Origin of the sequence: Rhodococcus rhodochrous (genome assembly GCF_900187265.1) — a bacterium.
Taxonomy (GTDB): domain Bacteria; phylum Actinomycetota; class Actinomycetes; order Mycobacteriales; family Mycobacteriaceae; genus Rhodococcus; species Rhodococcus rhodochrous.
Genome location: NZ_LT906450.1, coordinates 5,244,792 through 5,265,682, shown reverse-complemented (window position 1 = coordinate 5,265,682; position 20,891 = coordinate 5,244,792). Strand labels below are relative to the sequence as shown.

Below are 20,891 nucleotides of genomic sequence, written 5' to 3'. Positions count from 1 at the left end.
GATGGAGGGACGTCGGTCCCGGCTCAACCACACGAACGCGCTGCTCGGTAAGGTGCAAAGACGTGAACTCCCCCACCGCAGACACCGACCGTCGCACCCGGCTGCTCGCCGGAGCCGAGGCCACTCTGCGCGATCTGTCCGAGATCCTCGCCCCGCTGGGGGCACGATTCGCCGAAGCCGGACACGAGCTGTATCTCGTCGGGGGCAGCGTGCGCGACGCGGTGCTCGGTCGTCTCGGCACCGACCTCGACTTCACCACCGACGCGCGTCCGGAGGTCGTGCAGGAGCTGTTACGCGGTTTCGTCGACCACCAGTGGGACACGGGCATCGACTTCGGGACGATCAGTGCGGTGAAGGGACTCGAGCAACTCGAGATCACCACCTTCCGCAGCGACGCCTACGACCGTGTCACGCGTCACCCCATCGTGGAGTACGGCACGAGTCTCGAGGACGATCTCGTGCGCCGCGACTTCACCGTCAACGCGATGGCCGTGCGGATCGGACCGGACGGTGCGGGTGAGTTCGTCGATCCGCTCGGCGGCATGGACTCCCTGCTTGCCGGCGTGCTCGACACCCCGGCGAAGCCCGAGGACTCCTTCCACGACGATCCGCTGCGCATGCTGCGAGCGGCACGGTTCGTCTCCCAGCTCGGCTTCGCCCTCACCGAGCGCGTGCACACCGCGATCGTCTCGATGGCCGACGAGATCCTGCGGATCAGCGCCGAGCGGGTACAGGCCGAGCTCGACAAGCTGATCCTCGGCGACTATCCGATCGAGGGCATCGACACGATGGTCGAGACCGGTCTCGCGCAGCGGGTGATCCCCGAGATCCCCGCGATGAAGCTCGAGATCGACGAGCACCACCAGCACAAGGACGTGTACTGGCACTCGCTGACCGTCCTGAAGCAGGCCATCGACCTCGAGGACGGCGATCCCGATCTCGTCCTGCGGTGGGCTGCGCTGCTGCACGACATCGGCAAGCCCGACACCAAGCGCAACGAGCCGCAGGGCGGCGTCAGCTTCCACCACCACGAGGTGGTCGGGGCGAAGCTCGTGCGCAAGCGCATGCGCGCGCTCAAGTACTCGAAGCAGATGATCGAGGACGTCAGCCGCCTGGTCTTCCTGCATCTGCGCTTCCACGGCTACGGCAAGGGACAGTGGACGGATTCGGCCGTGCGCCGCTACGTGCACGACGCCGGGCCGCTGCTGCCCAGGCTCCACAAGCTGGTGCGCGCCGACTGCACGACCCGCAACAAGCGTCGTGCCGCCGCACTGCAGGCCACCTACGACGGTCTCGAGGAGCGGATCGAGCGGATCGCCGCCGAGGAGGATCTCGCCAAGGTCCGGCCCGATCTCGACGGCAACGCGATCATGGAACTACTGGGTATCCCCGCAGGTCCGACGGTCGGCAAGGCGTGGAACTTCCTCAAGGAACTGCGGCTCGACCGCGGCCCGCTCGACCGCGAGGAGGCCGAGGCCGCGCTGCTCGAATGGTGGGCGGAGCAGCAGAAAGCGTAGACCCGAACGTCTGATCTCACATCGCCGTGACGGCGACGTGAGCCAGATGTCACCGCGTGCTCACCGCGGGTGACGCCACCGCAACACCGCTTCTCCAGCATGGACACCGGCGTAGTCGAGACGGTGTCTAGGAGTTGCGGGATGCAGGACGAGATCACCACGGTGAAATCCACCTGCTCCTACTGCGGTGTGGGATGCGGGATGCTCCTCGACGTCGCCGTCGACCCGGAGACGGGCGACCGACGCGTGGTGAGGGCATACGGAGACAAGGACCACCCGACCAACAGGGGTCGGTTGTGCACGAAGGGCGCAACGAGCGCGGAGATGCTCGCGGCCGGGGGCCGGCTCGGGACGGCATGGATGCGTTCCGAGCGGGCGGCCGATGTCGCCCCGCTCCCCCTCGACGATGCGATCGCCGAGACCGCGCGGCGCCTGAGCGACATCGTCGCGATCCACGGCCCCGACGCGGTGGCCCTCTACGTCTCGGGACAGATGTCGCTCGAGGCCCAGTACCTCGCGACGAAACTCGCGAAGGGATACCTGCGCACCTCGCACATGGAATCGAATTCGAGACTGTGCATGGCCGGCGCCGCGACCGGCTACAAGCAGTCGCTCGGATCCGACGGCCCGCCCGGCTCGTACGAGGACTTCGACCGTGCCGACGTGTTCTTCGTGTCGGGTTCCAACATGGCCGACTGCCATCCCATCCTCTTCCTCCGCATGATGGATCGGGTCAAGGCGGGAGCGCGACTGATCGTCGTCGATCCGCGACGCAGCGCGACCGCCGACAAGGCCGACCTGTTCCTGCAGATCACGCCGGGCACCGATCTGGCGCTGCTCAACGGACTGCTGCACCTGATCGTCGAGAACGGGCACGTCGACCGCGCCTTCGTCGAGGAGCACACCGACGGCTGGGACGCCATGGAGTCCTTCCTCGCCGACTACCCACCGCACGTCGTCGCCGAGGTCACCGGCCTGGCCGAGGCCGACATCCGCACCGCGGCGCAGTGGATCGGCGAGGCCGGCGAGTGGATGAGTTGCTGGACGATGGGTCTGAACCAGAGCATCCACGGCACGTGGAACACCAACGCGATCTGCAACCTGCACCTCGCGACCGGGGCGATCTCCCGCACCGGCAGCGGGCCGTTCTCCCTCACCGGCCAGCCCAACGCGATGGGTGGCCGTGAGATGGGCTACATGGGACCGGGTCTGCCCGGTCAGCGCAGTGTCCTTTCCGACGACGACCGTGCGTTCGTCGAGGACCGCTGGTCGCTGCCGCGCGGCACGCTGCGCACCGAGGGCGGCGCCGGCACCGTCGACATGTTCGAGCGGATGGCGGCCGGGGAGATCAAGGCGTGCTGGATCATCTGCACCAATCCCGTGGCGTCGGTCGCGAATCGGTCCACCGTTCTCGAGGCGCTCGGGAAGGCCGAGCTCGTGATCGTGCAGGACGTCTATCGTGAAACCGAAACGGCTTCGTACGCAGACGTTCTCCTCCCCGCTGCCCTGTGGGCCGAGTCCGAGTACGTCACCGTGGGATCCGACCGCACCGTCAATCTCCTACAGCAGGCCGTCGCACCCGTCGGCGAGTCGCTGCCCGACTGGAAGATCATCGCGCGGGTCGCGCAGGAGATGGGTTTCGGCGACGCGTTCGACTATTCGAGTGCCGAGGAGATCTTCGAGGAGATCACCGGATTCGCGAACCCGCAGACCGGATACGACCTGCGCGGCATGACCTACGACCGCCTGCGGGAAGGGCCGGTGCAGTGGCCGTGCCCACCGGAATCGGCCGAGGCCCGGCACCCCGTCCGCTATCTCAACGACGGGACGAGCCGGATCCCGGTGGTGCGCGAGGACGGATCCCGTCCGCGGTTGGCCTTCGCGACCCCCGACGGCCGCGCCCGCTTCTTCCCGCGCCCGCACATGCCCGCCGCGGAGATGCCGGACGACGACCACCCCTTCGTCCTGAACACCGGACGCGTGCAGCACCAGTGGCACACCCTCACCAAGACCGGGAAGGTCGAGAAACTCACCAAACTGAATCCCGGGCCGTTCGTCGAGATCAACCCCGATGATGCACAGCGACTGTCGATCGTCGACGGCGACCGGGTGGAGATCGCATCGCGGCGCGGCTGGGCCGTGCTGCCGGCCGTCGTCACCGACCGGGTGCTGCCCGGGAACTGCTTCGCCCCCTTCCATTGGAACGACCTCTTCGGCGACGATCTCGCCATCAACGCCGTGACGAACGACGCCGTCGACCCGGCATCGCTGCAACCCGAATTCAAGGTCTGCGCCGTGTCGGTGGAGAAGATCGCGAGTGCGGTCGAACCGGTACTCGAGAGCGGTTCGGTGCTCGACCGTCTCGAGTCCGCGCTCGGACTCGAGACGATTCCCGCACCCACCTTCGACGACGCCGAACGCGGTTATCTCGCAGGGCTTCTCGCAGGACTCAGGACGGCGGACATCACTGCCGCGCCGACCCTTCCCCCTACCGCGCCGTTCCCGGCCGACAAGCGGGCATGGGTCGACGGACTGCTCGCCGGGATGTACGCGCACTCGGCTCCCGTTCCCGGCGCGACACCCACCGAGGCCGTGCCGGACGGACCGGCCGTCGTGGTGGCCTGGGCGTCGCAGACGGGCAACGCCGAGTCCTTCGCGGCGAGTTGCGCGCAACGACTCCGCGACGCCGGGCGAGCCGTGAAACTGACGGGGCTGAACGAACTCGACGTCGCCGCACTGGCCCGGATCGACGACCTCGTGGTCGTCACGAGCACCTTCGGCGACGGCGACCCGCCCGACAACGGCGGGTCGTTCTGGCGGGGACTCGAGGCGGACAGTGCACCCGAACTGACCGGAACACGGTATGCGGTCCTGGCCTTCGGCGACTCGAGTTACGACGATTTCTGCGGATTCGGACGTCGTGTCGACGACCGTCTGAGTGCTCTCGGCGCGACCCGCCTGACCGAGCGTGTCGACTGCGAACCCGGAGAGGACGAACGCGCACAGAACTGGCTCGAGTCGCTCGTACCGATGCTGGGAGGCTCGACGACCCCGGCTGCCCCGGTCGCGCCGGCTCCGGCCTCTCCCGCCTACACCCGCAACTCGCCGTTCGTCACGCGGATCACCCGCAATGTCGCACTCAGCGGCGCGGGTTCGGCGAAGGATGTGCGCCAGTTCGGATTCGAGATCTTCGATCCCGCATTCGAATACGAGGCCGGCGACGCCCTCGGGGTGATGCCGACGAACGGCCCGGAGGCCGTCGACGAATGGCTCCAGGTCACCGCCCTCGATGCGGAGACCGCCGTCGAACTCGGCGACCGTCCCACCGTGCCGCTGCGGGAGGCCGCGACCCGTCATCTCGATATCACGCGGGTGACACCGGAACTGCTCCGGTTCGTGCAGAAGCAGAGCGGCAGTGCCGAACTCGCGAAGCTGCTGCGACCGGGCAACAAGATCGAGCTGCAGCAGTGGCTGTACGGACGGCAGGCGATGGACGTCATCGCCGAGTACCCGTTCAAGGCGCCCTGGGACGAATGGAAGGACCTTCTCGGCCGTCTGCGTCCGCGCCTGTACTCGATCTCGTCGAGCCCGAAGACGAATCCGCGCGAGGTGCAGCTGACGGTGTCGGTGGTGCGTTACGAATTCGAGGGTCGCTCCCGGGCAGGTGTGTGCTCGTCGTTCCTCGCCGACCACAGCAAGGGTGTGGACATCCCGATCTTCGTGCAGCGCAACGAACACTTCCGGCCACCGGCACCCGAGACCGACATGATCATGATCGGCCCCGGTACGGGCATCGCACCGTTCCGCGGTTTCCTCCACGACCGGCGCGAGGCGGGGCATACGGGCCGCAACTGGTTGTTCTTCGGAGACCAGCGATCCGAGACCGACTATCTCTACCGCGACGAGATCGAGTCGATGCACGCCGACGGTTTCCTCACCGAGCTGGGTCTGGCCTTCTCCCGCGACCAGCGGCAGAAGATCTACGTGCAGGACCGGATGCGCGAGCACGGCGCGCAGGTGTGGAAGTGGCTGCAGGACGGCGCCCACTTCTACGTGTGCGGCGATGCCGGACGTATGGCGAAGGACGTCGACGCGGCCCTGCGCGAGGTGGTGCAGGCGCACGGGCGGCTCGACCGCGACGCCGCCGCGGCGTACGTCGAGCAGATGGCCGCCGACAAGCGGTACGTCCGCGACGTCTACTGATCTGCTTGTCGGTCCGCACATGCGGATATAACGTGTCATTCATGACGCATCTGCGGAGACACGCGTGACATCGCTCCGGATCCGCGACGCCGCCTCGTTGCTGGGGGTCAGCGACGACACGGTCCGTCGCTGGATCGACCAGGGGCTGCTGCACGCCGGCAAGGACTCCGCCGGCCGCAAGACCGTCGACGGCCGCGAGCTGGCGGAATTCGCCCGCGCTCAGGCCGATGCCGGTCCCGATCCGCTCGGGGTGGGCAGTTCCGCCCGCAACCGCTTCGTCGGGCTGGTCACGCGCGTGGTCTCCGACACCGTCATGTCGCAGGTGGAGATGCAGTGCGGTCCGCACCGGATCGTCTCGCTCATGAGTACCGAGGCCGTGGACGAGCTCGGTCTCGAGCCGGGCAGCATCGGTGTGGCCGTCGTCAAGGCGACCACCGTCATCGTCGAGACACCCGGAGGGGCCGAATGAGGTGCCGGGCGCTCGCCGCGCTCGCTGCCGCTCTCACCGCTGCGGCACTGACGTCGTGCGGCACCGGCGGCGGTTCGGATGTGCTCACCGTCTATGCAGCGGCCTCGCTCCGGGCACCGTTCACCGAGATCGCCGAACGATTCGAGGAGGCGAACCCCGGAGTGACGGTGGAATTCTCGTTCGCCGGCTCGTCCGATCTCGGGACCCAACTCGAGCAGGGCGCACCGGCCGACGTCTTCGCCTCCGCCGACACCCGGACGATGGACGCCGCCGTCGCGTCCGGACTCGTTGCCGGTGAACCGATCCCGTTCGCAACCAACACGCTCGCGATCGTCACCGAACCGGGGAATCCGGAGAACATCACCTCGCTCGACGACCTCACCGGCGACGGTCTCTCGGTGGTCGTGTGCGCACCCCGGGTGCCGTGCGGGGCGGCCACCGAGCGGCTCGAGGAGGCTTCCGGTGTCGAACTCGCGCCGGTGTCCGAGGAGTCGTCGGTGACCGACGTGCTCGGCAAGGTCACCTCCGGCCAGGCCGACGCCGGTCTGGTCTACGTCACGGATGCAATGGGCGCCGGGGAGAAGGTCACCGTCGTCCCCGCCCCGGAAGCCGCGGAGATCGTCAACGTCTATCCCGTTGCGACACTGAAGGATTCCCGATATCACGATCGTGCCGACGCCTTCGTGCGCTTCGTCACCGGCACCGACGGCCGAACCGTCCTGGCCGACGCGGGATTCGGTGCACCGTGACCGCGACGGGACTGCCCCGGTGGTTGTTCGTCCCCGCGACGCTGGGGTTGCTGTTCGTGGTCGTGCCCCTGGTGGCGATGCTGCTCACCGTCGACTGGGCGACCTTCCCTTCACTCGTGACGTCCCCGGCGTCCCTCGACGCGCTCTTCCTGAGCCTGCGTACCTCCGCGGCTGCCACGATCCTGTGCATCCTGCTCGGTGTTCCCCTTGCAGTAGTACTGGCGCGCAGCAGCTTCCGGTGGATATCGGTGGTCCGCGGGTTCGTCCTGCTGCCCCTCGTTCTGCCCCCGGTCGTCGGTGGCGTCGCCCTGCTCTACACCTTCGGTCGTCGCGGGCTGATCGGTGAGCATCTCGACGCGCTCGGGATCCACATCGCCTTCACCACCACGGCAGTCGTGCTCGCACAGACCTTCGTCGCACTGCCCTTCCTCGTCACGAGTCTCGAAGGTGCGCTGCGCAGCGCGGGATCACGCTACGAGGACGTCGCGGCGACACTCGGGGCACGTCCCACGACGGTCTTCCGGCGCATCACCCTGCCCCTCGTGCTGCCGGGCCTGGTCTCCGGATCGGTACTCGCTTTCGCCCGCGCTCTGGGCGAATTCGGCGCGACCCTCACCTTCGCCGGCAGCCTGCAGGGTGTGACGCGCACGTTGCCCCTCGAGATCTACCTGCAGCGGGAGACCGATCCCGACGCCGCCGTCGCGCTGTCGCTCGTGCTGATCCTGGTGGCCGTCGTGATCGTCGTGGCCGTGTACTCGCGGCGGGAGGACCGTCCGCTGTGAGCCTGACGGTGCGGGCCCGGGTCACCGCACGCGACGTCGACATCGATCTCGAGGTCGCGCAGGGGGAGATCGTCGCGGTGCTGGGCCCCAACGGAGCCGGCAAATCGACGCTGCTGGGTGTGGTGTCCGGCCTGTTGCGTCCCGATGCGGGTCGTGTGGAACTCGACGGTCGCGTGCTCACCGACACCGCGACCGGCGTCACCGTCGCACCGCACGACCGGTCGGTGGTGCTGCTCGCCCAGCAGGCCCTGCTCTTCCCGCACCTGACGGTCGCGGGCAATGTCGAGTTCGCACCGCGCAGTGCGGGTGCGGGTCGGCGTGAGGCCCGTGTCCGCGCCGTGAGATGGCTGCGGGAGGTCGATGCCGCAGGACTCGCCGATCGCCGTCCATACGAACTGTCGGGTGGACAGGCCCAGCGGGTCGCGCTCGCGCGTGCCCTCGCGGCCGAACCGCACCTGTTGCTGCTCGACGAGCCGATGGCCGCCCTCGACGTCACGGCGACACCGGTGCTGCGGTCGTTGCTGCGACGCGTCCTGCGCGACAGTGGACGCACCGCGCTGCTCGTCACCCACGATCCGCTCGACGTGCTCGCCCTCGCCGATCGGGTGATCGTGATCGAGGCGGGGCGGATCGTCGAGGACGGGCCGGTGCGCCGTGTGCTCACGCGACCGCGCAGCGCCTTCGCCGCCCGCATCGCAGGGACCAACCTCGTCACCGGAACCGTGCGAGGTGAGGCGCTGGAATCCGCGAACGGTCTCGTCCACGGTCGGGTCCACGACGACTGCGTCCCGGGCACTGCTGCCGTCGCCGTCTTCGCGCCGTCGGCGGTCGCCGTCTACACCGACGCACCGCACGGGAGCCCCCGCAACGCGCTGCGCGTGAGGATCGCGGAACTCGAGGCGCAGGGGTCGACGGTGCTCGTGCGCTCGGATACGGGTATCGCCGCGGAGATCACGACGGCGGCGCTCGCCGACCTCGACGTCCATCCGGGCGACTCCGTGTGGTTCGTCGTCAAGGCCACGGAGGTGGGAATCCACCCGGCCGCGCTGCGCGCGTGATCGCTACTGCCGCGCTGCGCGCGTGATCGCTACTGCCGCGTGCGGCGCACGGCGAGCACGGCGACGAGCCCGATCAGGTAGACGACCCCACCTGCGACGGCCAGTTCGGGCGTGCGGCCGTCGGGATCGATGACGAAGGCCGCCACGACGATCGCGCCGAGGAAGGCGATGTTGAAGACGGTGTCCTGCAACGCGAAGACCCGTCCTCGGCGCGCGTCGTCGATGTCGATCTGCATCGCTGCGTCGCCGGTGAGTTTGATGGTCTGACCGGCGAGACCGAGCAGGAAGGCCGCGACGAGCAGCGGCCCGGCCGACACGGTGGTGACGAAGGCGAACTGCACGATCGCGGCGGCGGTCAACCCGACGGTGACGGTGCGCGGCCGGCCCAGTCGAGGGATCAGGATCGGTGCGAGCACCGCTGCCAAGAGCATGCCGGCGGCGGTGCAGGCGACCGCGACACCGAATCCGGAGAATCCGCCGAGCAGGTCGGAGTCGTTCTCCCCGGCCGGAGCGCCGGAGTCGTCACCCGCAGCACGCAGGACGAGCACCATGATGAGCGTGTCGATGCCGAACACGATGCGGTGCGCGCCGATTCCGAGCATCGCGATCGTCACGCCCGGCGCTTCGAGGACGGCTCCCGCGCCGGTCCGCAGGCCCGACAGGACGGTGCGGACCACGGCCCGGGGACGTATTCCCTCGGGGCCGAGTGCATTCGCGGCGAATCCGGCTGCGGCGATCGCGCCGACGAGCGAACCGCTCACTCCGAGAAGGACGGCAGTGCCGGAGCCGGTGTCGCCTGCGCCCACGAATCCGATGGTCGCTACCGCCGTGGCGGCCCCGACCGCCGAGACACCGGAACCGACCGTCGCCATAACGGAATTGACCGGGACGAGCCATGATTGGGCCACGACGTGCGGGAACGAGGCCGAGACGCCCGCCAGGACGAATCTGCTCACGCCGACGGCGGCGAGCGCGAACAGCATGAGCGGGGTCTGCGGTCCCCCGAGGAGCAACACGGCCGCGGCCGCCGCGATGAACACTCCGCGGAGCAGGTTGGCCCACACGAGGACGAGACGCCGGTCCCACCGGTCGAGCAGGGCGCCGGCGAACGGACCGATCACCGAGTACGGCAACAGCAGCACGGCGAAGCCTGCCGCGATCGTCACGGGGTCGGTGTGACGTTCGGGGTTGAACAGGATCGCCCCGCCGAGTGCGGCCTGGAACAGTCCGTCGCCGAACTGGCTCGCGAACCGCACCCCGGTCAGTCGTACGAGACCCGGCGAGTTCCGCAGGGCGGTCGCGGTCGATCGCCACGCCCGCTGCCTGGACTGCTGCCTGGAGTCTCGCACAACTCCCGACACTATCCGTTGTGACCGGTCGGGTCCGGTCGGGCGCTCGACCACGGCCGTGACCTGGGCCGTTACGGCCGGCGCGGTGCCGCGCGACTCACCCGCGGGCGCGCCACCACGCGACGGTTGCTGCCGCCGCTTCGTCGAGCGGGGTGGGTGACAGGCCGAGTACCTGTTCGGTGCGGGTCGAGTCCATGACGAACGGAGCGGTGAACTGGTAGAGCATCTCCGCGAGTTCCTTCATGTCCCGGTTCACGACGCCCCCGGCCCGCAGCAGCCAGGACGGGATCGTCCCCACCGCGGGCGCGGGCAGGCCGGCGGCCCGGGCGAAGGCGGTGGCGATCTCACGCTGTGTTACGGCCTGTCCGGTGGGTGCGTGGATCACGGTGTTCCACACCGCCGGCTCCCCCGCAGCTGCGATCATCGCCGCGGCCAGGTCGGGCACGTAGGTGAACGAGTGCGGGAGGTCGGCCGAACCGAGCACCCGCACCTTCCTGCCGGCGAGCACGGTGGGCACCATGCGTTCTCCGGCCATCGCGCTCCGTGCCCGCGGACCGAAGAAGTCCGATGCCACGACGCTCACCGTCGGTGCGCGATGGGCGGCGCGGGCCGCGAGGAGCTGCCGCCGGACGCCGCGCTTGCCGGTGTCGGCCTCACGGGGTGAGTCCTCGGTCATGACGCGGTCGGGTTCGCTGTACGAGTAGAGGCTCTCGGGGAAGACGACGACCGTCTTCTCCGACAGGTTCGCGGCGGCGTCGAGGACGACGCGCTCGGCGACGGGGAGTTCGCGTGCCCACACGTCGGCGTGGTAGGCCGAGCCGTGGACGCACATGTACACGGCGTCGGTGGGAAGTCCGTCCTCGTCGACGAGGGCTGCGGCGACGGCCTCGGGGTCGGTGGCATCGACGCGCAGGCGTTCGATACCCGGATCTTCCGGCCCGCTGCCCGATCGGGTGAGAACACGCACTCGATGTCCTTGTGCGGCAAGTTTTTCGGCGACGGTCCAGCCGACGGGTCCGGCTCCTGCGACCACCTGGAGATGCGACATGATTCCTCGATTCCGAAAAGTGTGAGCAGTGCTCTCTGATGACTTCGACGATCCTCCATGTAGACGCGCTTGTCAAGAGCAGTGCTCTCGTTTGTTGACGGTGCTCTCTGTTCGACGGCAGAATGGCCGGGTGACGACACCACGGGCGCGCGCACGCGCACAGACGATGGCCGACATCCTCCGGATCGGCCGCGAACATCTCGGCACCCACGGAGCGGCGGCGCTGTCGCTGCGTGCCGTCGCCCGCGACCTGGGTGTCGTCTCCTCCGCCGTCTACCGCTACGTCTCGAGCCGCGACGAGCTGCTCACCCTCCTCGTCGTCGACGCCTACGACGAACTCGGCGACAGTGTCGACCGAGCCGTCGACGCGGTCGACCCCTCCGACCACCGCGAACGGTTCCTCACCCTCGGCCGTGCCGTGCGCTCGTGGGCGTTGGCCGAACCCGCCCGCTACGGGTTGCTGTACGGCAGCCCGGTGCCCGGCTACGCCGCCCCCGCCGAACGCACCACCGCACCCGGTATCCGCGTGGTCCTGCGACTGGCCCGGATCGTGGACGAGGCCCACGCCGCGGGTGTACTGGACGACACGGCCGGTACCCCACCGCCGGAGAACCTGGGGGAACCGCTGGGCCGGATCAGGGAGGAATTCTCCCTCACCGCCCCGGATTCCGTACTGGCACGCGGTCTCTGGGCATGGCCGTCACTGTTCGGGTCCGTGAGCTTCGAGGTCTTCGGGCAGTACGGCCCCGACACATTTCCGGACCGTGAGGTCCTGTTCGAACATCATCTCACCTTGTTGGCACAGACCGTCGGGTTCCACCCCACGCGCCGGTGACGGCGGTGACAGAATGGCTGACGTGGCGCAGCATCAGGACGAACCCGAGGACCGCACCGCACCCTCGACACCCAGGGTGCGGGCCGGCAGCCTGCTCGTCTCCGCCACCGATCTCACCGAGCCGACCTTCCGCCGCACCGTCGTCTACATCATCGAGCACACCGACGCGGGCAGCTTCGGTGTCGTCCTGAACCGCATCAGCGACACCTCCGTCGACGCCATGCTGCCGCAGTGGTCGTGGCTCGCCGCCGAACCGAAGACCCTGTTCGTGGGCGGCCCCGTCCACCGCAGTTCGGCACTGTGCCTCGGCACGCTGCGGGTGGGGGCCGACATCACCGACGTCCCCGGCATCCGCCACGTCGACGGCCGAGTGGTGATGATCGACCTCGACGCCGATCCCGGGCACATCGCCCACTATGTCGAGGGTGTGCGGATCTTCGCGGGATACGCGGGGTGGAGCGCAGGTCAGCTCGACGGCGAACTGCGCAACGACGACTGGATGGTGGTCTCGGCACTGCCCGCGGACGTGCTCGCCCCCGCGCACCTCGACCTGTGGGCGAGGGTGCTGCGCCGGCAGCCGCTGCCGATGGCGTTGCTCGCGACCCACCCGATCGAGGTCGAACGCAACTGAGTCCCGGCGGACGACCGGGACCGGTCAGCGGGCGTCGGCGAGAGTGTTGATCGCGCCGGCCATCTCCTCGGCCCTCGTTGCGGTCACGGTGAATTCGTGTCCCGACGCCGTGGTCACCACGACCGCCGGTCCGGTGCGCGTGACCAGGCCGTACCGTTTGCCACCCTTGGCCCGCAGCCCCCAGCCGCCCCAGTCCTGGAACGGGCGGGTCTCGGTGACCTTCGCGCCGACGATCTCGTCGAGGTCGTATCCGAGCGCGTCGGTGGCCAGATTCGACACCCGGATCCCGTCCGCGTCGACCACCACCGTGTAGCGCAGCAGACCCAGCACGAGCAGACCGACGGGTGCGATCAGGCCCAGCGGCCACCAGCTCTGCGTCGCACCGCACACGACGAGTGCAGGGATCAGGACGAGCAGCGACAGTCCCGCCGTGGTGCCCGCACCGGTGCCCACCTGCTCGACGATCGGCAGCTCGGCGCGACCACGCGGCAGTGACGGATCCGGAGCGGCGGTCGCCGCCTTCCGCTCCCGGCCGTCGCGCAGGAGCCGTCCCCCGAACCAGCCCACCGCGACACCCGCCCACATGCCGAGCACCGCCGGCCGACCCTCCAACGCGGCCTGCGTGGCGTCGGTCGTGTCGAGCTGCCCGGCGAGACCGGCCAGGAACAGCGCGGTGATCGTCCCGGTGACCCCGAGACCGATCGCGAGCATGTAGCGGCGCATGAGCAGTTGCGCCTGTGCGAGCGCGGCGATCGCACAGCACCCACCCCCGACGAGCACGATCAGCAGGGCGGCGGTCCACGCCGAGGTCATGGGCGGGCCGAACGAATCGGGGGCCGTGCCCGACCAGTGCGTGGCAATTTCACCGGGCAACCGTGGAAGCCACGAACGGGTGAGCACGAGTACGGCCACGGCACACAGCAACGGAACGACCAGCCCGAGCAGCACACCCACGGGGTCGACCTGACGCGTCGTCATGGGCTCAGCCTAGGGTGCGGGCCTCCACCGGGCCGTCCTCGTTCCGCTCTCGCCGAACCGTCAGGCGGTCGGCTCGCACGCCCCGCGCAGGCTGCACGCGCCGCACGAGGTACCGCAGCCGGCCGTCTCCTCCGGCTTGGTCGCCGCAGCGACCCGCGCTGCGACGGATCCGCCGGCTCCGGCGGTGATCAGGGCGGCCACCACGGTGACGACGACCGCGATGATCCCGGCGACGGTGGGCAGGGTCAGCGACGCGACTCCACCGAGGGCGAGGAGCACCGCGGACCCGAGCATGCTGGGCGCGGCGACCTTGTTGGCCAGCGTGAAGGCGTCGTCGTCACGCAGCGCGTCGGGGGTGCGCACACCGGCCCAGCGGTTGCGCGGGAGCTTGCCGGTCAGTGCCGCGACACCCACCGCGCCGACGACGAGAGCGAGCACGAAGAGCAGGACAGCGACGATGAGCACCCGACCAGGATACGCGGCCGGTGGTGCCACCGGTCTGCGCGGGTGCGGGCACGTTCTACCCTGGTAGGAGCACTCACACGCCCGGCCGAGTAGATAGTGATCACCGTGACCCGTCCCGAACAGACCTCCCAGCACGAACCCGGCAGCACTCCGCAGCATCGGTACACCGCCGAGCTTGCGGGGCGGATCGAGCAGCGCTGGCAGGAGCTCTGGCGCGAGCGCGGCACCTTCCACGCCCCCAATCCGGTGGGCGATCTCGCCGGCGAGGTGCCCTCCGACAAGCTCTTCGTGCAGGACATGTTCCCGTACCCCTCGGGCTCGGGCCTGCACGTGGGGCACCCGCTCGGGTACATCGCCACCGACGTGTACGCGCGCTTCAACCGCATGCAGGGCCGCAACGTGCTGCACACCCTCGGTTACGACGCCTTCGGCCTGCCGGCCGAGCAGTACGCCGTGCAGACGGGCACGCACCCGCGCACGACCACCGAGGCCAACATCACGAACATGAAGCGGCAGCTCTCCCGGCTCGGTCTCGGGCACGACGAGCGTCGCTCGGTCGCGACGACCGACGTCGACTTCTACCGGTGGACGCAGTGGATCTTCCTGACGATCTACAACGCCTGGTACGACCGCGAGGCCGGCCGGGCGCGCCGCATCTCCGAACTCGAGGCCGAGTTCGCCGACGGCACGCGTCGTCCCGAGGACGGACGTGACTGGGCGTCGCTGTCGGAGGGTGAGCGCGCCGACGTCATCGACTCGTACCGCCTGGTGTACCGGTCGGATTCGCTCGTCAACTGGTGCCCGGGCCTGGGCACGGTGCTCGCGAACGAGGAGGTCACGGCCGACGGCCGCTCCGAGCGCGGCAACTTCCCGGTCTTCCGGAAGAACCTGCGCCAGTGGATGATGCGGATCACCGCCTACTCCGACCGCCTGATCGACGATCTCGAGCACCTGGACTGGACCGACAAGGTCAAGTCCATGCAGCGCAACTGGATCGGGCGTTCGCACGGTGCCCAGGTGAAGTTCGCCGTCGCCGACCACGACTCGGCGATCGAGGTGTTCACGACCCGGCCCGACACCCTGTTCGGTGCCAGCTACGTGACCCTCGCGCCCGAGCACGAACTCGTCGACCGGATCGTCGGTGCGTCCTGGCCCGAGGGTGTCGACGAGCGCTGGACCGGCGGTGCCGCCGATCCGGCCGCCGCGGTTGCCGCCTACCGCGCGTCGATCGCCGCGAAGTCCGATCTCGAGCGGCAGGAGTCGAAGGAGAAGACCGGTGTGTTCCTCGGCGCCTACGCCGTGAACCCGGTCAACGGCGAGCGACTGCCGATCTTCATCGCCGACTACGTCCTCACCGGCTACGGCACCGGCGCGATCATGGCCGTTCCGGGCCACGACCAGCGCGACTGGGAGTTCGCGACCGCCTTCGGTCTGCCCATCCGCGAGGTCATCTCCGGCGGCGACGTCACCACCGAGGCGTACACCGGCGACGGTGTGCTGGTGAACTCCGGCCTGCTCGATGGTCTCGACGTCGCCGAGGCGAAGAAGACGATCGTCGCGAAGCTCGAGGAGGAGGGCACCGGGCGCGGCACCATCCAGTACAAGCTGCGCGACTGGCTGTTCGCGCGGCAGCGGTACTGGGGCGAGCCCTTCCCGATCGTCTACGACGAGCAGGGACGCGCTCACCCGCTGCCCGAATCCGCTCTGCCCGTGGAACTTCCGGAGGTGGAGGACTACGCGCCGGTCTCGTTCGATCCGGACGACGCCGACTCCGAACCGTCCCCGCCGCTCGCGAAGGCGGTCGACTGGGTGAACGTCGAGCTCGATCTCGGCGACGGCCTGAAGCGCTACACGCGCGACACCAACGTGATGCCGCAGTGGGCCGGCAGCTCGTGGTACCAGCTGCGCTACATCGACCCCACCAACTCGGAAGCCTTCTGCGACAAGGAGAACGAGGCATACTGGACCGGCCCGCGGCCGGAACTGCACGGCCCGAACGATCCGGGTGGCGTCGACCTGTACGTCGGCGGTGTCGAGCACGCGGTGCTGCACCTGCTGTACGCGCGGTTCTGGCACAAGGTGCTCTTCGACCTCGGGTACGTCACTTCCTCGGAGCCGTACCGTCGCCTGTTCAACCAGGGCTACATCCAGGCCTATGCCTACACCGACTCGCGCGGTGTGTACGTGCCGGCCGAGGAGGTCGTCGAGCGCGACGGCAAGTTCTACTGGACCGGCCCGGACGGTGAGCAGGAGGTCGCTCGCGAGTACGGGAAGATGGGCAAGTCGCTCAAGAATTCCGTCAGCCCCGACCAGATCTTCGACGAGTACGGTGCCGACACCCTGCGCGTCTACGAGATGTCGATGGGTCCGCTCGACCAGTCGCGTCCGTGGGCGACCAAGGACGTCGTCGGCGCGCACCGCTTCCTGCAGCGCGTGTGGCGTCTGGTGGTCGAGGAGGAGAGCGGTGCGCTGCGCGTCACCGACGACACCCCCGGCGACGACACGCTGCGGGCACTCAACAGGACGGTCGCGGGTGTGTCCGACGACTTCACCCACCTGCGCGACAACACGGCGATCGCCAAGCTCATCGAGTACACGAACCACCTGACGAAGCAGTACCCGTCGGGTGCGCCGCGCAGCGCCGTCGAACCGCTCGTGCTCATGCTCGGCCCGGTCGCCCCGCACCTCGCCGAGGAGATGTGGTCGCGTCTCGGACACACCGAATCGCTTGCGCACGGCCCGTTCCCGGTCGCCGACGAGAAGTGGCTCGTGGAGGACAGCGTCGAGTACCCGATCCAGGTCAACGGCAAGGTGCGCAGCCGCATCACCGTCCCGGCCGATGCCGCGCCCGACGCCATCGAGGCCGCTGCGCTCGCGGACGAGAAGATCGCCGACCTGCTCGGCGGTGCCGCACCGCGCAAGGTGATCGTGGTTCCCGGAAAGATGGTCAATGTCGTGAAGTAGCAACAGCTTCCGACAGACGAGACCCCGGTGCATCCTGTGCACCGGGGTCTCGTCGTCTCTGTGCTGTGCGCTCGAATTTCACCGAGAGCACTTCGCGCTCAGGGGTTCTTGTGTTCGATCTTCTCGAACTCGGCGACCTCGCCCGCATCGTGTGCGCGCTCCTCCGCCTCCTTCGCCTCGAGCTGCTTGGCGACGGCCTCCTTGAGGGAGACCTTGGCCGGCTCGGCGGCCTCCTCCTCGGCCTTGCTGATGCGCTCCTCGTCCTTCTTCTTCGCCGTCTCGGCGGCACGGCGCTTCGCGGCGGCCTCCTGATCGGCCTTCGCCGTCTCGGCGGCCTTCTTCTGCTCGGCTTCCTTCTCAGCCTGCTTCGCGCGTTCCTGCGCACGCTCCCGCGCCTGCTGGACCTCCTTCTCGCGGTCGCGCCGTGCAGCTTCCTGTTCGGCTTCGGCGCGCTCACGCGTCCGGCGGAGTTCGGCGTCCGCCGCGCGCTTCTCGGCCGCGGCCTGGGCGTCGAGCTTCTCCGCGCGCTTCACCGCTTCGGCGCGTTCGGTGGCGAGTGCCCCGCGCGTCGCGATCTCCTGATCGTCGAGCACGCTGCCGACGATGCCGTCCAGCATGCCCAGTCCCCGCTCGTACATCAGGCGCGGCGGGGCGTCGGTGGGCAGGAACCGCAACTGCTGCTCGAGCAGTCCCAGCGGAAAACGGGCGATCTTGTACTGCAGTCGCAGAACGCTCTTGGGCAGGGTGGTGAGGTTCATGGGCGCATCTCCAACTTCGATGGGGGTACAGCTCCGGTAGGGAATGTCGGTGGTGTTCGTCAGCGCTCCGGCTCGTCGGTCAAGGTGCGTTCGAGGGCTTCGGCCTTGCGGCGTTCCTCTTCGGCCTGGAGACGTGCACGTTCGGCGTCGTGGGAGGCGCGCCGGTGGTCCTCGTCGGCAGCCGCGACCTCGGCGGCGGCATCCGTGACCTGGTCGTTCTCCTCACGGCGTGCCTGCTGCTCGGCGGCGGTGGCCTCGCGGACGGCGTCGGACCGCCCTCGGACGATGTTCTCCTGACATTCGAGATCGGCGGCCTGTTTACGGATCCGTGCCTCCTGCTCGACCTGCGACTCGACGGCGTCGGTCCGCTGCTGCACGGCCTCGCGTTCCTGCTGTCCGGCCTCGCGGACGGCGTCGAGCTGCTCGACCGCCTCGTCGCTCTCGGCCTCGGCCATGTGCGAGAGTGTGTCGGCCTTCCTGGTCTGCCGGGCCTGCTCCTGCTCGAGTCGGCCTTCGGTGGTGAGGGAATCGTTGCCGGTCAGAGCGCCGGCGACCTCCTTCGCCTTGCCGAACACGGTCTGCTTCAACCCGAGGCGTGCCTTGTCGGCCGGACCAGGGCGAGCCCCGTCGGATGGACTGTCTTCGACCACGGTCGTCTCCTTCCGTACGGGACACGAAGGGGACGGCCCCATGGAGTGGGGTAGCCCGGCACGGTCGGGTTCAATCCTCGAGAGGCTCGAGAGGGTGGATGTGCGTGCCGACGAAGTCGACGACATCGCCCAGGACCTCGTCCCGATTCGTCTCGTTGAAGACCTCGTGTCGTGCCCCGGGATAGGTCTTCGACGACGACCCGCGACCTGCCAGCGACGACCATCCGGTGGCGGTGCCGTCGAGGGGAACCAGCTGATCGTCCTCACCGTGCAGCCACAACACGGGCACGTCGTCGACGGCACCGGCGGCGGTGATCGTGTCGATGCAGGTCTTCAGCGCCTGCACGGTGGTGCGCTCGAACGGGCCGTGCCAGACGAGCGGGTCGGCCACATAGGCGCGACCCACCTCGGGATCGCGGGAGAGGGTGGACGGATCGATGGGGGTGTCGGGGATCTCCTCGGCCGCGAGCAGGGCGTCGACGGTGGCCCACCTGCCGAGGACCGGCCCGGACAGGACGACCGCGGTCAGCTCCGCTCCGTATCGCTGCGCGTACCGGGCGGCGATCATGCCGCCCATCGAGTGCCCGACGAGCACGACCGGCAGGTCGGGATGTTCGCGTCGCGCCGTGAGATCGAGCAGGCGGAAGTCGTCGACCACCTTCTCGAAGTCGTCGATCAGAACGCGTTCGCCGTCGCTGAGACCGTGACCGATGTGGTCCACCGCATAGACGGCGGCGCCGTCGGCGACCAGGCGCGCTGCCACGTATTCGTAGCGTCCGCAGTGCTCGCCGTAACCGTGGCACAGCAGCGCCACGTAGCGCGGGGTCTCGTCGACCCACTTGCGCGCTGCGAGGGCGCCGGCGTGTCCGTCGAGGGTGAAGGCGACAGCGTCGATCATCGGGTCTCCGATCGTTCCGGGTGATGGCGATGTCATCGTCCTCCGGCGCGGGGTCTTCCGAGTGGGAATCGTGAGTGCATCCGCGGAACCGGCCCACTACCGTCGATTGAAACGTGTTCCAGATTCGAACGAAGGAGACCTCATGTCACCGAGTCGGGACGCGATCCGCGCCACCGTCGAGAACTACGTGAAGTCCGTTGCCTCGGGCACCGTCGACGACGTCCTCGCCCTGTACGCACCGGGCGCGACCGTCGAGGATCCGGTCGGCACACCCGTCCGCGCGACCGAGGCCGAGATCCGCGAGTTCTACGGAGTGGTCGAACCACTCGCGCAGACCGGTGAGGTGATCACCCTCAAGATCGCGGAGAACAACGCCGCTTTCGTGTTCCGCCTGGTCACGCACCTGGGTGAGCAGGATCTGATCATGGAGGTCGTCGACGTGATGACCTTCGACGACGACGCGAGGATCACGAGCATGAGGGCGTTCTGGAGCCAGGAGGACATGCAGACCGTCCCCGCCTCCTGATGGGCAGCCGCATCGTCGAGGTCGATGGTTTCACGTGGAACATCGACGATCGGGGTGACGGGCCCGCGGTCGTCATGTGCCACGGATTCCCCGGCCTGGGGTACAGCTACCGGCACCAGTTCGCGCCGCTCGTCGACGCCGGATACCGTGCCGTCGCCCCGGACATGCCCGGTTACGGCCGCACCGACCGGCCCCGGGAGGTCGAGGAGTACACGAACGTCGCGGTCGCCGATCGCCTCGTCCGGCTGCTCGACGTCCTCGGCATCGACAGCGCGGTCGTCGTCGGTCACGACTTCGGTGCGCCCGTCGCCTGGACGACGGCGCTGCGACATCCGAATCGCGTCGCCGGTCTCGTCCTGCTCGCCGTGCCCTACTCGCCCGACCGGATGCCGGCGCGACCGAGCGAGATCTTCCGCGGTCTCGCCGACAAGCATTTCCTCCACCTCCACTACTTCCAGGAACCTGGGGTCGCGGAGGCGGAACTCGATCCCCGCCCGCGCGAATTCCTGCAGCGGTTGTTCTTCGCCCTCTCGGGCGGATACCGCTATCTCGACGTGTGGTCGCATCCGTCCGACGGACGCGGATACCTCGACGTGCTGCCCACCGCTCCCGACCTGCCGTGGGATTGGCTCGCCGACGACGAACTCGCCCACTACGCGGCCGAGTTCGCCCGCACCGGATTCGGCGGAGGTCTGTCCTGGTACCGCGCCTACGACGCCAACTGGGAGGCGTCGCGTCCCTACGAGGGTGCGAAAGTGCAGGTACCGACGCTGTTCGTGGCCGGAGACCGGGATCCCGTCGTCGCGATGTCGGGACCGTCGGCGCTCGAACGGATGCGTGCCTTCGTCCCCGATCTGCGCGGTGTCCACCTGCTCGAGGGCGCGGGGCATTTCGTGCAGATGGAACGTCGCGACGAGGTGAACGACCTCCTCCTGCGTTTCCTCTCCGGGATCCGGATACCGACGAGAACCGCCGAACAGCACTTTCACCGGCGATCATCGACCTAGCATG

18 protein-coding genes are annotated in these 20,891 nt (G+C 68.9%); 11 read left to right on the top strand and 7 right to left on the bottom strand.

Going from position 1 to position 20,891, the window contains the following annotated elements:
• Positions 1–62 precede the first annotated feature (62 nt).
• The 6 genes from CKW34_RS24175 to CKW34_RS24150 all read left to right on the top strand — a co-directional run bounded on the left by CKW34_RS24175 (position 63) and on the right by CKW34_RS24150 (position 8,778).
• Positions 63–1,517: a CCA tRNA nucleotidyltransferase gene (locus CKW34_RS24175; RefSeq protein ID WP_059381937.1), complete on the top strand. Its 1,455-nt coding sequence runs from the start codon at positions 63–65 to the stop codon at positions 1,515–1,517.
• A 141-nt stretch (positions 1,518–1,658) separates the two neighbouring features.
• Entirely contained in the window at positions 1,659–5,720 is a 4,062-nt protein-coding gene (locus CKW34_RS24170) for a bifunctional nitrate reductase/sulfite reductase flavoprotein subunit alpha (protein ID WP_059381936.1), read from the top strand.
• A gap of 64 nt (positions 5,721–5,784) precedes the next feature.
• Entirely contained in the window at positions 5,785–6,189 is a 405-nt protein-coding gene (locus tag CKW34_RS24165; RefSeq protein WP_059381935.1) for a TOBE domain-containing protein, read from the top strand.
• A complete protein-coding gene (gene modA, locus CKW34_RS24160; protein WP_059381934.1) occupies positions 6,186–6,938 on the top strand; it encodes a molybdate ABC transporter substrate-binding protein in 753 nt (250 codons plus the stop codon). Before CKW34_RS24165 ends, modA begins: the two co-directional genes overlap by 4 nt.
• Positions 6,935–7,720 carry an ABC transporter permease gene (locus CKW34_RS24155; RefSeq protein ID WP_059381933.1) on the top strand — a complete coding sequence of 262 codons (786 nt, stop codon included), beginning with the start codon at positions 6,935–6,937 and terminating at the stop codon, positions 7,718–7,720. The genes modA and CKW34_RS24155 overlap by 4 nt, the downstream gene beginning before the upstream one ends.
• A complete protein-coding gene (locus CKW34_RS24150) occupies positions 7,717–8,778 on the top strand; it encodes a sulfate/molybdate ABC transporter ATP-binding protein (RefSeq protein ID WP_059381932.1) in 1,062 nt (353 codons plus the stop codon). Before CKW34_RS24155 ends, CKW34_RS24150 begins: the two co-directional genes overlap by 4 nt.
• 29 nt (positions 8,779–8,807) lie before the next feature.
• On the opposite strand, the gene CKW34_RS24145 is transcribed toward CKW34_RS24150, so the two are convergent.
• Both CKW34_RS24145 and CKW34_RS24140 read right to left on the bottom strand, forming a co-directional pair.
• A complete protein-coding gene (locus CKW34_RS24145; RefSeq protein WP_059381931.1) occupies positions 8,808–10,127 on the bottom strand; it encodes an MFS transporter in 1,320 nt (439 codons plus the stop codon).
• Positions 10,128–10,224: 97 nt separating this feature from the next.
• Positions 10,225–11,175: an NAD-dependent epimerase/dehydratase family protein gene (locus CKW34_RS24140; protein WP_059381930.1), complete on the bottom strand. Its 951-nt coding sequence runs from the start codon at positions 11,173–11,175 to the stop codon at positions 10,225–10,227.
• Positions 11,176–11,341: 166 nt separating this feature from the next.
• Here CKW34_RS24140 and CKW34_RS24135 point away from each other — a divergent pair, with 166 nt between their 5' ends.
• Both CKW34_RS24135 and CKW34_RS24130 read left to right on the top strand, forming a co-directional pair.
• Complete coding sequence (locus CKW34_RS24135; protein WP_059381929.1) at positions 11,342–12,010, top strand: TetR/AcrR family transcriptional regulator; 669 nt, start codon at positions 11,342–11,344, stop codon at positions 12,008–12,010.
• 13 nt (positions 12,011–12,023) lie between these two features.
• Complete coding sequence (locus CKW34_RS24130) at positions 12,024–12,641, top strand: YqgE/AlgH family protein (protein ID WP_174479603.1); 618 nt, start codon at positions 12,024–12,026, stop codon at positions 12,639–12,641.
• Between the two features lie 24 nt (positions 12,642–12,665).
• On the opposite strand, the gene CKW34_RS24125 is transcribed toward CKW34_RS24130, so the two are convergent.
• Together CKW34_RS24125 and CKW34_RS24120 are read right to left on the bottom strand one after the other, a co-directional pair.
• The gene (locus CKW34_RS24125; RefSeq protein WP_059381928.1) at positions 12,666–13,619 is read right to left on the bottom strand and encodes a DUF1648 domain-containing protein; all 954 of its coding nucleotides are present in this window, start codon (positions 13,617–13,619) and stop codon (positions 12,666–12,668) included.
• A gap of 60 nt (positions 13,620–13,679) precedes the next feature.
• Complete coding sequence (locus CKW34_RS24120; protein WP_059381927.1) at positions 13,680–14,084, bottom strand: SdpI family protein; 405 nt, start codon at positions 14,082–14,084, stop codon at positions 13,680–13,682.
• 96 nt (positions 14,085–14,180) lie between these two features.
• On the opposite strand from CKW34_RS24120, the gene leuS reads away from it, so the two are divergent.
• Entirely contained in the window at positions 14,181–17,048 is a 2,868-nt protein-coding gene (leuS, locus tag CKW34_RS24115) for a leucine--tRNA ligase (protein ID WP_059381926.1), read from the top strand.
• Between the two features lie 98 nt (positions 17,049–17,146).
• On the opposite strand, the gene CKW34_RS24110 is transcribed toward leuS, so the two are convergent.
• The 3 genes from CKW34_RS24110 to CKW34_RS24100 all read right to left on the bottom strand — a co-directional run bounded on the left by CKW34_RS24110 (position 17,147) and on the right by CKW34_RS24100 (position 19,354).
• Positions 17,147–17,806: a hypothetical protein gene (locus CKW34_RS24110; RefSeq protein ID WP_059381925.1), complete on the bottom strand. Its 660-nt coding sequence runs from the start codon at positions 17,804–17,806 to the stop codon at positions 17,147–17,149.
• A gap of 59 nt (positions 17,807–17,865) precedes the next feature.
• Complete coding sequence (locus CKW34_RS24105) at positions 17,866–18,456, bottom strand: hypothetical protein (protein WP_064059886.1); 591 nt, start codon at positions 18,454–18,456, stop codon at positions 17,866–17,868.
• A gap of 70 nt (positions 18,457–18,526) precedes the next feature.
• Positions 18,527–19,354 (bottom strand): alpha/beta hydrolase, encoded by an 828-nt coding sequence (locus CKW34_RS24100; RefSeq protein WP_059381923.1) that lies wholly within the window; start codon positions 19,352–19,354, stop codon positions 18,527–18,529.
• 142 nt (positions 19,355–19,496) lie between these two features.
• Between CKW34_RS24100 and CKW34_RS24095 the strand changes: the two genes are divergently transcribed.
• A complete protein-coding gene (locus CKW34_RS24095) occupies positions 19,497–19,880 on the top strand; it encodes a nuclear transport factor 2 family protein (protein WP_059381922.1) in 384 nt (127 codons plus the stop codon).
• Complete coding sequence (locus CKW34_RS24090; RefSeq protein ID WP_059381921.1) at positions 19,880–20,887, top strand: alpha/beta fold hydrolase; 1,008 nt, start codon at positions 19,880–19,882, stop codon at positions 20,885–20,887. The genes CKW34_RS24095 and CKW34_RS24090 overlap by 1 nt, the downstream gene beginning before the upstream one ends.
• Positions 20,888–20,891 lie beyond the last annotated feature (4 nt).

Coding starts and splice junctions, on each gene's coding strand:
- CKW34_RS24170 (WP_059381936.1), top strand. CDS start 1,659: ATGCAGGACGAGATCACCACGGTGAAATCCACCTGCTCCTACTGCGGT.
- CKW34_RS24090 (WP_059381921.1), top strand. CDS start 19,880: ATGGGCAGCCGCATCGTCGAGGTCGATGGTTTCACGTGGAACATCGAC.
- CKW34_RS24095 (WP_059381922.1), top strand. CDS start 19,497: ATGTCACCGAGTCGGGACGCGATCCGCGCCACCGTCGAGAACTACGTG.
- CKW34_RS24110 (WP_059381925.1), bottom strand. CDS start 17,806: ATGAACCTCACCACCCTGCCCAAGAGCGTTCTGCGACTGCAGTACAAG.
- CKW34_RS24130 (WP_174479603.1), top strand. CDS start 12,024: ATGGCTGACGTGGCGCAGCATCAGGACGAACCCGAGGACCGCACCGCA.
- CKW34_RS24100 (WP_059381923.1), bottom strand. CDS start 19,354: ATGATCGACGCTGTCGCCTTCACCCTCGACGGACACGCCGGCGCCCTC.
- modA (WP_059381934.1), top strand. CDS start 6,186: ATGAGGTGCCGGGCGCTCGCCGCGCTCGCTGCCGCTCTCACCGCTGCG.
- CKW34_RS24135 (WP_059381929.1), top strand. CDS start 11,342: ATGGCCGACATCCTCCGGATCGGCCGCGAACATCTCGGCACCCACGGA.
- CKW34_RS24140 (WP_059381930.1), bottom strand. CDS start 11,175: ATGTCGCATCTCCAGGTGGTCGCAGGAGCCGGACCCGTCGGCTGGACC.
- CKW34_RS24125 (WP_059381928.1), bottom strand. CDS start 13,619: ATGACGACGCGTCAGGTCGACCCCGTGGGTGTGCTGCTCGGGCTGGTC.